Raw genomic sequence first — 15,197 nt, 5'->3', positions numbered from 1 at the left:
AAGGGTGAATGGCTTTATTTCATGAAAGTGGCGATCTAGCTGCTGAACTTGCTCCGCTAAAGTGAGAATTTCCCTTAGTTGGAGTTGAATAGATTTTAATTTTGTAGCTTTTGGGTTTACCTGTTTAAATTATACGGTTTAGTCTGGCACATTGTATGAATAACTCCACTGCTTAATTATCGAATTGTCGTTGTTGCAACTTAGATCCATTTATCACTTTGAGCTTAAACATAGCGGTTTATGGTAGGGAGTGTAGACAGATGTAATTGGTGTTTTCCTTTCTTTTTTTCACTGTTGTTAACTTGGGTTGATTTACATTCAGGGCATTGCATTAAAGTTTACTTATAAGGGCTTTTGGGAAATATTATACCCTAATTTACTAACGTCTTGTCAAAATATGACTTCAATTAATCATTACTGAGAGCTGTAAAATGTGAATTTCATAGCCAATGAGTTTGGAGAATGATTTCACGCTATAATCAAGCAATTCACAGGTCTAGGACCCATGCAGTGTGACCTTTAGGAATAATTCAGAAAAATTTATTGCTTGTGAGATGGAGCGTGTGGAATTTCTGAATAAATTTTCCTGTCAAAATAGAAAAAAGTATTTACAAAGAAAAGCTACGAATTATTATCGGTTGGGTCTGAGCTCATAATTGCAATACGTTTCATTTGAATTGAAAAGTATTTAATTAGAGTTGTTGGATGTGGTCAAATTGGAAATTATAAAACGCTTACTATATAAAATTTTTAGGATTTTAATACTAAAAAGCACCCTAAAACCTAAATAAACTTGTTTAGGTTTTAGTCGTTTTTTTTTCCTTAATTCCCAAAAACTCTATTATAAAACTGAAGCTTTTTTCAAGAAAAATAGTAAAGCCTTCGCTCCGGGTGGCGGTTCACCTGAGCCTAAAGGATATAGTGAAGATCGCACTTTTTTGCCATACATTATATATATATATATAGTTTCTTTGCGTAAGTCCTGTTGTAGTTGTTGAGTACTTGGAATTCTATGGTGTAGTTTATTTAACTGGCTAAAAATTGGAAAGGTGTATATAATCAGATCTATGGAAAAACGAGCTTGGTACCTGTTGAGAAATCTTGATGATTTGAATGAAGTTTTAAATTTTATCATTATAGACTATTATAGATAAAAGTCTACTTGTCTAGAATCCGAAATAATCAGGAATTTAGAAAAAGATTAGAAGTCAGGGTATTTGGAAAAAGATTAGAAGTCAGGGTCAAAAAAACTATCGTATAAGTAGAATTCTGGAAAGTCAATAAAACAATATCAAATTGTCAATTATCTCGAACATAATTATGATTACTCTAACTGGTTACCATATAACTGAAATTATCTACCAAGGAACAAGAACAGAAGTTTATAGAGGTACACGCAATAGTGACAACAAACCTGTAATTATCAAAGTCTTAGCCAATGTTAACCCCAAATTTAATGAGCTGGTACAATTTCACAACCAATATATGCTAAGTCGCCATCTGCAACACCCCAATATTTTACAACCTCTTGCTCTGGAACGTTACGGTAATGGTTATGCTTTAGTGATGCCAGATAATGGAGCGATCGCCCTTTCATCTTATTGGCATGGGGGTTTGAAAAGTGTTGATACTGAATTAGAACAAAACCTTGGGGAATTTTTGAGAATTGCTATTCAACTAACTGAATCTCTACATTATCTGAACCAAAAGCGCATCATCCACAAAGATATTAAACCCGCCAATATCTTGATTTATCCCAAAACTCAACAAATTCAACTGATTGATTTTAATATTGCTAGTTTGTTGCCCAAAGCACAACAGGAAGTTACCCACCCCAATGTGCTACAAGGAACTCTGGCCTACATCTCTCCGGAACAAACTGGGCGGATGAACCGGGGTATTGATTATCGCGTGGACTTTTATTCTTTGGGTGTTACGTTCTTTGAACTACTTACAGGTGAGTTACCTTTTACCACGGATGATCCAATGGAGTTAGTACATTGCCATATTGCTAAATTACCAATCTTTGAGAACAAGGAATTAAGAAATGGGGTTTGTATTCCACAAATACCTCAGATGGTAATTAACATTGTCATGAAATTGATGGGGAAAAATCCTGAAGATCGTTATCAAAGTGCATTGGGTTTGAAGTATGATCTAGAAAATTGTTTGCAACAATGGGAAGCTAGAGGAGAAATAGCTAAGTTTCAATTAGGAAGGCTAGATTTTAGCACTCACTTCCTCATTCCTGAAAAACTCTACGGACGGGAAAGGGAAGTTAAGCAGTTGTTAGCTGCTTTTGAGCGGGTATCTGAAGGAGAAGGGGATAGGGCTCCAAGATCTGAAATAATGCTGCTGGCAGGGTTTTCGGGTATTGGTAAAACTGCTGTGATCAATGAAGTTCATAAACCAATTACTGCTCAACATGGTTACTTTATTCAAGGTAAATTTGACCAATTTAATCAAAATGTTCCCTTGTCAGCATTTTTACAAGCACTGCGAAATTTAATGGAACAAGTGTTGTTTGAGCCTGATGCTCGGTTTGTTGCATGGAAAACGAAAATCTTGGAGGCAGTTGGGCAGAACGGACAAGTATTAATTGATGTGATTCCAGAACTAGAGTTAGTAATTGGTAAACAACCTGCTGTACCAGAACTATCAGGCAATGCAGTGGAGAATCGTTTTAATTTCTTGTTCCAAAAGTTTATTGAAGTTTTCACAGATAAAAGACATCCCCTGGTAATTTTCTTGGATGATCTACATTGGGCGGATACAGCTTCTCTGAAATTGATTAAACTGTTGATGGAGGATAATAGTTATCTACTATTGTTGGGAGCTTATCGAGATCATGAAGTTTCATCAGTACACCCATTGATTTTGGCGCTAGAGGAGTTGAAACAACTGGGTACAACTGTTAATACTATTACTCTTCAATCTCTTGCTTTCCGCGATATGAATCAATTAGTAGCTGATACTTTACATTGTTCAACTGATATCTCGCAACCACTCACGGAATTAATTAATCGGAAAACTCAAGGAAATCCTTTTTTTACAACTCAGTTCCTCAAAGGATTATATCAGGATAGATACATTACTTTTAATCGCGAACAGGGCTATTGGGAATGTGATATAATCCAAATTAATGATCTTTCTCTCACTGATGATGTGGTGGAGTTTATGTCACAAAAGTTGCTGAAGTTACCCAAGGAAACTCAGCAGGTACTTAAATTAGCAGCTTGTATTGGCAACAAATTCGACTTAGATACATTAGCAATTGTGGCCAAGCAATTGAAATCAGATGTGATGACAGCTTTGTGGTCAGCTTTAGAGGCAGAGTTAATTTTGCTACAAAGTCAAGTATATAAATTTTATACCAGCAATGATGAAACAGAGGTAGATTATGAATATATTGAAAATGTGGGGTATCGCTTTTTGCATGATCGCGTCCAACAAGCTGCCTATTCTCTAATTCCTGATGATCAAAAGGAAGCTAACCATTATCACATTGGGCAATTACTCCTAGAGCAGATATCTCCAGAAACCAGAGAACGATACATTTTTGAAATTGTTAATCAACTCAATTATGGAGTTAATTTAATTACTGAACAAGTTGCACGGGATGAACTAGCGGAACTTAATCTTGTTGCTTGTCGTAAAGCTAAAGGAGGATCTGCCTACAAAGCGGCAAGGGAGTATGGAGTAATTGGCATTGACTTACTTGGTAGGAAAGCTTGGCAACGAAAATATGTAACCATGTTACAATTACATGAATTGGTAGCAGAAGCATCTGTAATTTATGGGGATTTTCAGGGAATGAATCAACAGATAGATGCAGTTATTGAGCATGGAAAAACTTTATTAGATCAAGTAGACAGTCATATAATTAGAATCCAAGCTTTAACTACCCAAAATAATTTGCTAGAAGCGATCGCCTATGGTAAGTCAATTTTAGAAGAGTTTGGAGTTAAGTTTCCCGAGACTATTACCTCTGTTGAATTGGAGCATGAAATTGAAGAAACTCAAGCTTTGATAGGCGATCGATCTATAGAGGATTTATTACACCTGCCAGTTATGGTAAATCCTGAAAAATTAGCGATTTTGAAAATATCTACCAGAATGATTACGTGCTGTTATCTAGCAGGTTCTCCTCTGTATGCTTTGTTGGGTAGTTTACAAACTAAATTATCAATTCAGTATGGTAATGGTATCTTTTCACCGACTGGATATGTGGTTTATGGAATATTTATGCTGAACTTTAAGAAAGATATTTATACAAGCAATCAATTGGGCGAATTAGCTTATCGTTTAGCTTCTAACGCCAAGGATAAAAATATTCCCGCTATAACCTTCATCCCTCTTGGATTATGTTTGTATCATCACCAAAATCACCTCCAGGAAACATTGTCAATTTTTGAAGCAGGTTATCAGGCTGCTCTTGAAATAGGCAAAGTTGAATATCTCGGTCGTTATAGTTACGGATTTTGTCTCAATTCTTTCTGGTGTGGTAAACCATTGAAAGAGTTAGTAGTTCAAATCCAAGCATATATTGAGGTAACAGTTAAATTCAAGCTGTCACACTTTGAAAGATATTGTTTGATTTTTTGGGAAGCAACAGTATTGCTCTTAGGAAATCCAGAAAATATTCATCTGGAAATTGAGGACAGTAATGATAGAAGGCCTTGGATGACTGAAATGTTAAAATCCCATGATCTAGCTCAAATTTTTCATTATTATCTCCATCGGGGAATTTTAAAGTTTATTTTAGGGGATATCCTTTCAGCAAAAGCTGATACTATTGCAGCTAAAAAGTATTTGTCTGGAGGACTGGGAACGGTTGGTGAAGCGGGCTTTTATTTTTATGATTCTTTAATTACTTTAGCTACTCTTCAAGAGTCTGCCTCAGATATTGGGAGTTCACTGCAACAAGTACAAGAAAATCAGAATAATTTACACCTTTGGTCAGAATATGCGCCGATGAATTATTTGCATAAATGGCAATTAGTGGAAGCTGAAAAGTATCGAGTTTTAGGTAAAAAGTATCAAGCAGGAGATTTTTACGACCGCGCTATTGCTGGAGCAAAAGAAAATGAATATTTCCAGGAAGAAGCTCTGGCTAACGAACTGGCAGCAAAATTTTATCTTGTATGGGGCAAAGAGAAAATTGCTGCTGGTTATATGCAAGAGGCTTATTATGGATATGCTTATTGGGGTAGCAAAGCTAAAACTGAGCAACTAGAACAAACCTATCCTCAACTCCTTAACCCCATCCTTCAACAGGTCAAACCTATTAGCTCCACTACTAGCATCTCCCTAGAAAATTCTCTTCAATTACTAGATCTAAAGTCTGCCATTAAAGCCTTCCATGCTCTTTCTGAGGAAGTTGAACTTGAGGTTTTGCTCTCTAAATTAATGTACGTTCTTATCGAAAATGCTGGAGCAGATAAAGGTGTTCTAGTTGTAGATAACTTTGGTACTTGGGAAATTTCTGTCATCTGTGATCAGAACAAGTGTCGTTTCTTGAAGGCCTCCCCAAATCTAAGTAATGTTCTACCAGTTAATATTATTAATAAGGTAAAACGAACTCGACAAAGGATATTGATTAATTATTTCGACCAAGAGAATGTATACATTAGCGATCCATATTTTACTCAACAGAAGCCGAAAAGCCTTTGTTGCACCCCAATGCTTAACCAAGGAAAACTTATCGGTATTATCTATCTGGAAAACTATCTATGTACTCAAGTTTTTACCTCATCTTCCATAGAAATTATCAATCTTTTGAGTGCAAAAGCAGCCATTTCTATCCAAAATGCTCTGCTCTATCGTCGTTTAGAAAACTATAGTCGTAACCTGGAGGCTGAAGTGGAAATCAGAACCCAGAAACTACAAGAAAATAACCAACAATTACAGGCTACCCTAGAACAATTGCAGCGTACTCAAGCTCAATTAATTCAGGCTGAAAAAATTTCTTCTCTAGGGGAAATGGTAGCGGGAATTGCTCACGAAATTAACAACCCCATTACTTTTATCTCTGGGAATATTTTTCATGCTCAAGAATATTTTGGAGATTTAGTGGAATTAATAGACCTTTATCAAGAGAACTTTCCCCAGTCTAGTCCAGCAATACAAGATAAATTAGTAGAGGTTGAGCTAGACTTTTTGTGTGAGGATTTAAAACGCTTGTTCCAGTCAATGCAAAATGGAAGCGATCGCATTCGCCAGATTGTCCTCGGTTTGCGCAATTTCTCTCGTCTTGGTGAATCAGAATGTAAGGAGATAGATATCCATGAAGGTTTAGAAAACACGTTAATGATCTTGCAACATCGCTGTCAAGATCAAAAGGGTCGTCCTGATATTACTCTGATTAAAAACTACGGAAAACTGCCTCTCATCAACTGCTACCCTAGTCAACTAAATCAAGTCTTTTGGCATATTATTACCAATGCGATCTATGCTTTAACAAGGGCAGACAGTCCCGCTGTTCCTGAAATTAGGATAACTACTGAGGTACACAACGACAAAACTGTCCAAATCTCTATTGCTGATAATGGGATAGGAATGAGCGAAAAAGTGCGGGAAAAAGTGTTTGACCCCTTTTTTACTACTAAACCAGTTGGTCAAGGAACTGGATTAGGATTATTAATAAGTCATCAAATTATTACCGAGCAACATAATGGAGAATTGTATTGTATTTCTCAACTAGGAAAAGGTAGCGAGTTCATAATCAAAATCCCGGTTTTGTTGGATTATAGATAAGTAATACCCTTTGACGGAAGTTATACATTCAAAAGTTAAAAGTCTGGTTTTAAAGTTTGAAAACTGTGATGCGCTCAGTCATTTATAGAAATTATTTCACATTTAAACTCTCAAACTATTTGTGAGATCTTTAAACTGAATTGGTATAATTGTTTGACATAATTTATAACTATCTGGTGCAATATATAATTATTTCCCAAAAATCTATCAAGATAGAAGCAACAGTAGAATTATTAAGAGGTTCAATTAGTTGTAGTTGTAGCTTTCTCAGAACGGTTGAGGAATAACATCATATTTCCTAGAATACTTATAGTTATGCCAAAGTATTTATTCTAACTAATTTAGCGTTTTTATAAATTTTTCTGGGGTGTCTGTTAAGGAAATTTCTAAACGGATAAATTCTGCCCATGCTACCTCATTTAATAAATTTAAAGCTGCTTGGGAATTTTGACGAGCTATCTCTCCTATAACTCCTTGCCATCCAGAGCGTAAATCTTGTATATTTTGATATGATGTATCAACTATATTTAACCAAGAAATTGCTTGCTTAAAAATCTGCTCATCTAGTAAAATTTGTTTCGACCTCAACCCCTGAATAACTACTTTTAACCACATTGGAAAAAGTTCAATCCAATTATGATATTGTAATTCTTGAAACGCCATTTCTGCCATACCTAAAGCTCCCCAAATACAAACAGATTGAACAGCCAAATTAATATCCCTACTTGATACTGCAGACTCCCATAAATTTTTAGCATGAAATTGAAATCTGGCCTGCAAATATTCATAAGCCGACCCAACAGTATCAAGATTTGTGACTCGATAAGCTGTCTCTCCTCGAAAACCTCTATCTCCTCGATAAGAAAGCCAATTATGAGAGCCAGATAAATGAACTTTTCTATCTACTAATACCTCTTTAGCATGGGAATTTCCTAACCAAAATATCTGAGCTGCTGGTAAATCTTCAGGAGTTCTAATTGTTAATAATTTTTCCTCAACTTTAGGGGACATTGCTTGAGTTTCTTTTTCCTGTTTTTCTGCAATTCCATATCCCATTAAAATCCACACCCCGTTATTTGCTAGCTTTTGTAAAAGCTGTATAAACTCCTCATCTACTACTTCCTCAGTTACCCAAGGAGAATAGATTAAAATCTGTTGAGTTGCTGCTTTTAGAGTAGATAAAAACTCTGGTCTAATTTCGCGATCGCGCAACAAAATAAATTCTGATTTTTTTGGTAATTTTTTCTTTCCCTGCTCTCTAGTTTGCTTAATTATTTCAATTCCTTGTTGCCGAATTTTTTGGAGTCTCTCCTCAACTTTTTGGTTCTTTAAATCTAAAATTGATTCTGTTTGAGAGGCTATAGATTCAGGAGGTAAACCACATAATTCATTGAGCAAAATTTCTCCTCGTTCTATCATTTCCTGTAACTGATTTGATACCCTTTCTAAAATTTTATTTCCTTCTCTTGCTTGTAAAATCAACTTTTCTTCAATTATATCAAATATAACTAAAATAGAAATAGCTTTCCAGATAGATTTTTCCCCATCTGTATTTACGAAAATATCTCTAATTATTTTTCCTGATTCTGGTAAATAAATACCTAAATTAGAGTCTATTATTTCCTTTTTTAGTTCTTCAATAGTAAAATTAGCAATTTCAGGAGTTGTATTTTCAAAGGTTATAAAATCTGCTAAGTTTGGCAGTTCTGGAGATTTAGAATTTAAACCCGAAAGTTGCCAATTAATTTCTTCAGAAAGAGGGTTAGTAATAGCATAAATAATTTTATTTTCTGGGGGTTGTGGCAAGGAACCTTTTGTATAAAATTCTTTTCCTTCAGAAGTTATGCTAATTCTAGAATCTGATGGTGTTATAGTTAAAGTTTGTAGAGATTGAAGAGTATTAGTAGTGTTCTGAATAAATATAGGATCTAACTTTAGTATTTGTGCTAATTCTACTTCAGTTGGTGGAGGATTAAACTCAATACTTGCTCTGAGAATAAATTCCTCAAGAATATTCAAATCTCTCTCTTTGATTATCTCAATTTGAACTGGGGTTTGATATAGTTTATAACAAAATTGACGAGCAGCAAAAACTGATATTCCAGGGCTATCTTTTTCAATTTTATCGGCTAAATTATTTAACTCTGGGCTGATATATTTAGTAGAAGATTGTAAAAACATTTGTCTTAATTTTGCGTTACTTAATAAAATTGGATATTGTTGTTACAGCTCCTTTCCTTGTAATATTAAATCAAGTCTAATTGGTATAATTAGATAGTTAATGAAGACTCAGGACTTAGGAGTTAGGAAGATTAAAGTTAGGAGTTATGAGGAAAGAGAATTTAATAACATTTGCAGGCTTGGCTGAAGATAAAACATTTTTTTTCACCGAATTAAGATAATTTTATCTAAAAGAGTAAAGCAAAATTATCTTTCCACTTCCCTGTTTATAGTAGTTATTTATTAATAATATTATCTACCAAAGCACAACTAAATTAAAAATAGTAATAATTCAGGTTGTATCAGGTCACATTTGAGAATAGACTTAGCATGAGTACCGACTTTATTTATATCTAAATATTCTAGTTGATAACGGTATTTACCAACTAAAAGCAAATCCGGTGCCAATAACATTTTATTTTCTCTCCAGAGCACTCCTAATTAAAACAAAAGACTCATTTAATATATTACTAATTCTATAAATATTTTGATACTACCACTAATTTAACTTGTTTTAGTAATTTAAAGATTACTTTCCCTATTTTATAGAATACCTGCCTCAAGCAAAATTCCATATTTTAGCTCAATTAATCTGATTTTTGGATAAGCTAAAACCCTGATTATATCCTTAGCTGTAAGTATCACTAGTTCCTAGAATAAGCCATAAAATAGCCTTAAACCCAACTGACCCTCAATTAGCTTGATAGACATCTAATTGAATTACTAAATTTAACTACCATTATCTTAAAAGATATGTGATAATTTTTAGGAATTTAGCAAAATATTTAATTTAGAATGTAACTATACTATAGGTGCTTGGCAAATCAAATTATAATATAATTTTGATCAAACTCTCAATTATTTTATTCACCCAAAATGTCAGAAAATTCTATCAACCCTCCTTGACGACGCACAACATCAGAAACTTCTGAGTACATATTTCCCACCATTCCATAATGTTGAGTAAATAACCCATGACACCCAACAATAACTAACAATTCCTGAGCACGAGAAAAAGCAACATTTACCCGTTCTGGCTTCTTAGCAAACCCTACTTTTCCCTCCTCATTATTTCTTACCATACTCACAATAATTACTTGTCTTTCCATACCCTGAAATCTGTCAACTGTACCTGTTCTAATATGCAGCGATGGAAATTTTTCTGGATTAATTCTTGAGTCTATTAGTCGTAACTGAGCATTATAAAATGTAATAATTCCTAATTCTTTTCTGGGAAAGCCCTCCGCAATTTTAATACGCCAAGATTTCTCCATTTCACCACATAATTTTTCAATGACATCAACTTCTTTTTCATTAAAAGGTGATGTTCCTTCTTTTTGTTCAATAAAACTTTCTAAATGTGGCATTTTTACCCAAATAATATGTTTATTATCTTGCAGAATTTCACCACCTAAGTTGTGAGCGCGTTCTTCGTTTGGTTGAATAATACCACATTGTAAACGATGTTGATAAAACTGATTAATTGCTCCCATAATATTCGGGTGCATTCGATATTGAATAGTTAACATCTGCTTGATTTTTTCTGTTGCTGTATCAAAGTGAGTTTTAAATAGCGACTCTTCTAAAAAGCTTAGTTCTTCTTTTGTACTCTTCATCTCTTCAGCAATTTCTTCAATAGTACTATTATGGAGCATTGGTGGTAATTGGCGATGGTCTCCTACTAATACTAATTTTTTGCCTTTTAATGCCGGAATTAATATTTCTGGGGGAGTACATTTACTAACTTCATCAATTATAACTACGTCAAAACTATTAAATTCTTCAGCAAAACTCCGACTGGCAGCTTGGACGCAAGTAATACCAATAACATTGGCATTATCAAGATAAATTTTTCTCAGATCGTTACTATCTTTTTCTGAAGGTTTTTTGATTTTTTCAATCCAGTCTTGGATAAATTTCTGGTGGCTATTTAGATATGTTTTTTCTGTGTCTAATTCTTGTTGCCAGTTTTGCAGTTGAAGTTTAATTTTCTGCAAAATTTCTATGGCAAATATTTCTGTTTCATAAACCCTAGGTTTGATATTTTCTGGGATTTTTTTCCATGCAGATTTCCACCAGTCTCTTTCTTCGATTAGGGTTATTGATGGTTCTTGTTGTAAGGCTGTTTTAATTTGATTAATTTCTGTTTCAGAAGATTGGAGTTCTTCCTGAGATTTATCTGCTTTTTCTTGAGCAGTATTTAGTTTATTTTGGAGAAGATTTTTAATATCTGTAAGAACGGTAAAAGGCTCAAATAAAGGGGCTATTTTTTCAAGTTGCTTGAGGTTATTTTCCCAAGAATTTACTTTAGCTACAAAATTTGATTGATCATTTAATACTTCTAATGGTGTTGATTCAAGATACTTTTTAGCTAAACTATGAATTTCTGGATTAAACTCTAATTGAACCTCTATTCCTGTTAATTTGTTAATAAACTCTTGATATTTTTGTTCGAGCTTTTGATGTAAATTTTTTCCTTCTTCTTCAACTACTTCTCGTTCTTGTTTGTAGCTTTTCTGTAATTCACTAATTTCTTCTAAATGTTCCTTATTTTTTAGTATTTCTTTTTGATTTCTTCGTTTCATAGGAAGTAACATTTCACGAGAATGATGGAGAATTTTATTGGATATCTTATCTGTTACTTCTGCCAAAGTATTTAACATATTATCTGCTTTCCATACCAGACTATATTTGCTCCTATTTTCATCAAAAAAATGTTGGATTTTTTCTACTAAACCTTGTCGGCTTGTTTGGTTAAGTTGCGAATAACGTTCAAAATATATAGCGTATTCTTGCCACTTTTGATAATCTCTTTCTGACAAAACTATTGGTGGTTTACTTAGAATAATTTGCAAAAAATTATCAAAACGATGTTCTCGGCCTCGGATATTTTGAAAGCCACGATTTGACTCTGCGTTTAATGCTTTTTCCACTCTTTCCCAATCTGGCAAACTATGAAGAGGTTGAGCATATTCTGGCAAAAGTTGTAATTTTTTCCTATTAACAAGTTTAATCAAACTTTCTGGTAGCCCAATTAAATCTAATTGGAAATCTTGATCAGTCTCCCAACATTTTTTTAATTCCTCAAATATACGGTTTTTACCAATATTTATCCAAGCACCTACTTCTGAAACAACTAAATCTATTTGACTTTTTTGTGATTCTAATTCTTGGCGATTTTTTTGTAGATTTTCCGAAACTATATCTTGGTTATCAATATCTTTTTTGAGCTGCTCAAACTTACTATGACTCTGTTGATATATCTGCTGTAAATTTTCTAGTTCTGACATCATCAGAGTTACTTTTTTTGCTACAGCTAACCCATTGTAAAATTCTGGCAATAAAATAGCTAAATTTTCTTGAAACCAAGTTGCTAAACCAAAAGCTCCTAATGCTGGAATTTCCCAACCAATATCTCTGGAAATATTTCGAGCTAAACGCACATTCTCTACTAAATCTTTGACTGATTTTTCCTCCTGAGAATAAGGTTGTAAACGGGGTAATAAACTTTTAACTTCCTCGTCTTGCCAATTAACATTAGGTGCAGAATTTAACAAATTATCTAATCCCAACATCAGAAAATTTAATTCCTTTGTATCAGTTTCTAATTGCAAAACTTCACTTGCTAAAACTTCCCGACTTGTTTCCAAAATAGTTTGGCGATCGCTCAACTCTTGCTGCTGACTTACCCATACTTCCTCTAACTCCACATAAGCATTAAACCTCTCTGACTCTATCAATAAATTCCGTAAAATTTCTACCCGTTGTAGCCGCTCATCCAAATCACTTTCACAGTCGTTTGCAGTATTTTTCAACCAAGTATCAATGACTCGGTGTTCCAAAAATGGCTCCCCTTCTTCCTGCACCTTTTCTGCTTTTCCCTTACGCACAGCACGAATAACCGGGTTATGAACTAATCTACTCAAAGCATTATCAACTGCTAAATTTGCCTGAGATGCAATCAAAGTTCGTCCCCCACGCAAAGCAACTTGATAACATATTTCAGCAATAACAGTAGTTTTCCCTGTGCCAGGTGGTCCTTGAATTAAAGCCAAATCTGGACTAGCTAAAACTGTTTCCACAGCAGCAATTTGATTAACATTCGCAGCAGGTAACAATAAATCCTGGGGTTGCAGTTTAACTACCTGCTTCGGAGCTCGCGCACAGGTAGCATCAAAGAAAAAATCTCCCAAATATGGATTCTGACAACGACCACTTTGTAAATCTTCTAGAGCTCTGCGTTTGCGTTTCACTTGAGCTATATCCCCAGAAGCTATAAAAAATAGAAATCCTGTGGATGGTATTCTATAACTCCCACGACTAATAATTTCCACAATTTCACTATCTAACATTACTCCTACTTGACCTTTTTTCCAGTCAATAGTAGCGATCGCTCCCAACTTTTCTCCATCTCTAGCATCACCACCTGCAGGAGAAGTTTGAAAAAGCTGAATATCTTCGTTCTTAGCCTCAAATAGTCGTCGCCGTAACTCAAGATCGTCTATAGCACTTTCTGCGGTACCATCAATGGTTGCGGAAGAAACATCAATTTCAAAAGTAATCTTTCTCCCTGCACTACCATAGTTATGACTCAGAAACTGTAGGCAAAACTGACGTTTTTCTGCTATACGTTGCTCTATTTCTACAAAAGTCGTCCAAATAGGTAGTTGCTCCTCTGTAGGTATACGGTCTCCAAAAAAAGGCATTTTACCCATAGAGCGCACTACTCCCAATGGTATCCCTCGTCGATACTGATGTTGTGGCAATAAACGAATTTGCAAAGCTAAACTAAATTCATCTTTTTCTGCTTTTTGAGAAATTAACTGCACCGATAATAATTTTAAAACTCTGTCTTCATCAATATTTACTGCTCCGCGAAGTTTCAAAGTTTTTTCCCACTCTTGCTCCTCCCTGTCAGTCGCCATAGTCAGTTCCCAAATTTCCTCTCCTTCTTCTCTTCCCGGCGCTTGACGGCGCACATAATATAGATGAGAATTTCCATCCAATATTTCAGACATCAATGCTTCTGCTTTGGCTCGACGTTGGGGAAATTCTGGATATTTTTTCAGAGCTGCCTCACCCAACTGAGCGCGAACCAATTTATCTGCGGCACTACCAGAAAACCGATAACCCCAATCTTGAGAGTTCAAAACTTTAGCTGGCAAAGCTTTTGTGGAAGCTGCTAAAACTGGAGTTACTGGAAGGGGGGAAATAACTTTGGCAGTAACTTCTAATTCCCGTCTACTATCTGCTGCTGACAGAAAAATCAAGCCAGATAAATTTGTACCAGTAGGGATATTGGCAGTATTCAGGACAACCTGTAAATTTTGTCGCCCCGGTGAGAGATAACTGGAGCGCACTTGTAACCAATTAAGATCGCACAAAACCTGACAAGCTGAACCTAGTTCTAACTCCCACTCACGTTCTACCAGTCGGTTTATTTCTATTTCCCCAAAGTCGAGAATTGTGGGGATATTCCAACTTACTCCTGACCATTCTACATTTTCTGCAACACCATTTAATTTCACCTGACTCAAAATGGGGTTAGTATTAGCTTCAGCAAATATAGCAACTTCCCCATTGTCACCACCAACTGTTCGCTCTACTGTTAAATTTTCCACTCGTACTTTTGAAGCTGTAATTATTAGTGGGGTTTCGGTTGCAGCAAAAATCACGGTATCGCTACCACTACCACGAATGGTAATTGATTTATCTATGGTAAAAGGTGCTTTATAATCTCCTGCTTGTAGGTTAAGTTCATCTCCATCTTTTACCATTTGGAGTAATTGGTGAAGGTTGGATGGGTTAGTTTGAAATATAGTCATTTTCAGTTATCTGCTTTTTTCAACAGGGTTTACGTATTCATATGGAATTATAGACTAGTTTGAGAGGTTAACAGCCAGTGCTCGGCAAGATTAAAAATCCTACTATATATGGTGATAGCTGCGTAAGTTTTGTTTAGTTATCAGTTATTAGTTTTTTTCATGGTTGTCAGTACCTGCTAATCAATTAATTAATTATTAATTGATTAATTTATTTATTAGTATTATATCAGCAACAGAACTTGCAAAAAACTTCAAGTTATAAACTATCTGTAGGAGTGAACAGCTACGAGTTTTCTGCAACATAAAATATCCCTACTCATCAGGTGGTTCTTTCTAAATTATGAGCCAATAATTGTTTGAGTTTAAGAATACTTAGGCACTAAAACAATAAACGGT

The 15,197-nt window shown here is 34.8% G+C and carries 5 protein-coding genes; 2 read left to right on the top strand and 3 right to left on the bottom strand.

Annotated elements, in window-relative coordinates; translation table 11 throughout:
• Positions 1–1,320 precede the first annotated feature (1,320 nt).
• A complete protein-coding gene (locus TERY_RS12220; protein ID WP_011612119.1) occupies positions 1,321–6,756 on the top strand; it encodes an AAA family ATPase in 5,436 nt (1,811 codons plus the stop codon).
• 149 nt (positions 6,757–6,905) lie between these two features.
• Positions 6,906–7,043, top strand: coding sequence for a hypothetical protein (locus tag TERY_RS35025; protein ID WP_196797006.1), 138 nt, complete (start codon positions 6,906–6,908; stop codon positions 7,041–7,043).
• Positions 7,044–7,092: 49 nt separating this feature from the next.
• Here the strand turns inward: TERY_RS35025 and TERY_RS12215 are convergent, their stop codons facing one another.
• The 3 genes from TERY_RS12215 to TERY_RS12210 all read right to left on the bottom strand — a co-directional run bounded on the left by TERY_RS12215 (position 7,093) and on the right by TERY_RS12210 (position 14,801).
• Positions 7,093–8,937, bottom strand: coding sequence for a hypothetical protein (locus TERY_RS12215; protein ID WP_011612118.1), 1,845 nt, complete (start codon positions 8,935–8,937; stop codon positions 7,093–7,095).
• Between the two features lie 309 nt (positions 8,938–9,246).
• Positions 9,247–9,390: a hypothetical protein gene (locus TERY_RS32960; protein WP_155994410.1), complete on the bottom strand. Its 144-nt coding sequence runs from the start codon at positions 9,388–9,390 to the stop codon at positions 9,247–9,249.
• A gap of 449 nt (positions 9,391–9,839) precedes the next feature.
• Positions 9,840–14,801 (bottom strand): AAA domain-containing protein, encoded by a 4,962-nt coding sequence (locus TERY_RS12210; protein WP_011612117.1) that lies wholly within the window; start codon positions 14,799–14,801, stop codon positions 9,840–9,842.
• Positions 14,802–15,197: the final 396 nt, after the last annotated feature.

Source organism: Trichodesmium erythraeum IMS101, assembly GCF_000014265.1.
Lineage (GTDB): Bacteria > Cyanobacteriota > Cyanobacteriia > Cyanobacteriales > Microcoleaceae > Trichodesmium > Trichodesmium erythraeum.
This window is presented reverse-complemented; position numbering and strand designations above follow the sequence as displayed.

What these genes read in the sequence shown, in the direction of transcription:
- TERY_RS12220 (WP_011612119.1), top strand. Translation starts at nt 1,321, where the DNA reads ATGATTACTCTAACTGGTTACCATATAACTGAAATTATCTACCAAGGA.
- TERY_RS12215 (WP_011612118.1), bottom strand. Translation starts at nt 8,937, where the DNA reads ATGTTTTTACAATCTTCTACTAAATATATCAGCCCAGAGTTAAATAAT.
- TERY_RS32960 (WP_155994410.1), bottom strand. Translation starts at nt 9,390, where the DNA reads ATGTTATTGGCACCGGATTTGCTTTTAGTTGGTAAATACCGTTATCAA.
- TERY_RS12210 (WP_011612117.1), bottom strand. Translation starts at nt 14,801, where the DNA reads ATGACTATATTTCAAACTAACCCATCCAACCTTCACCAATTACTCCAA.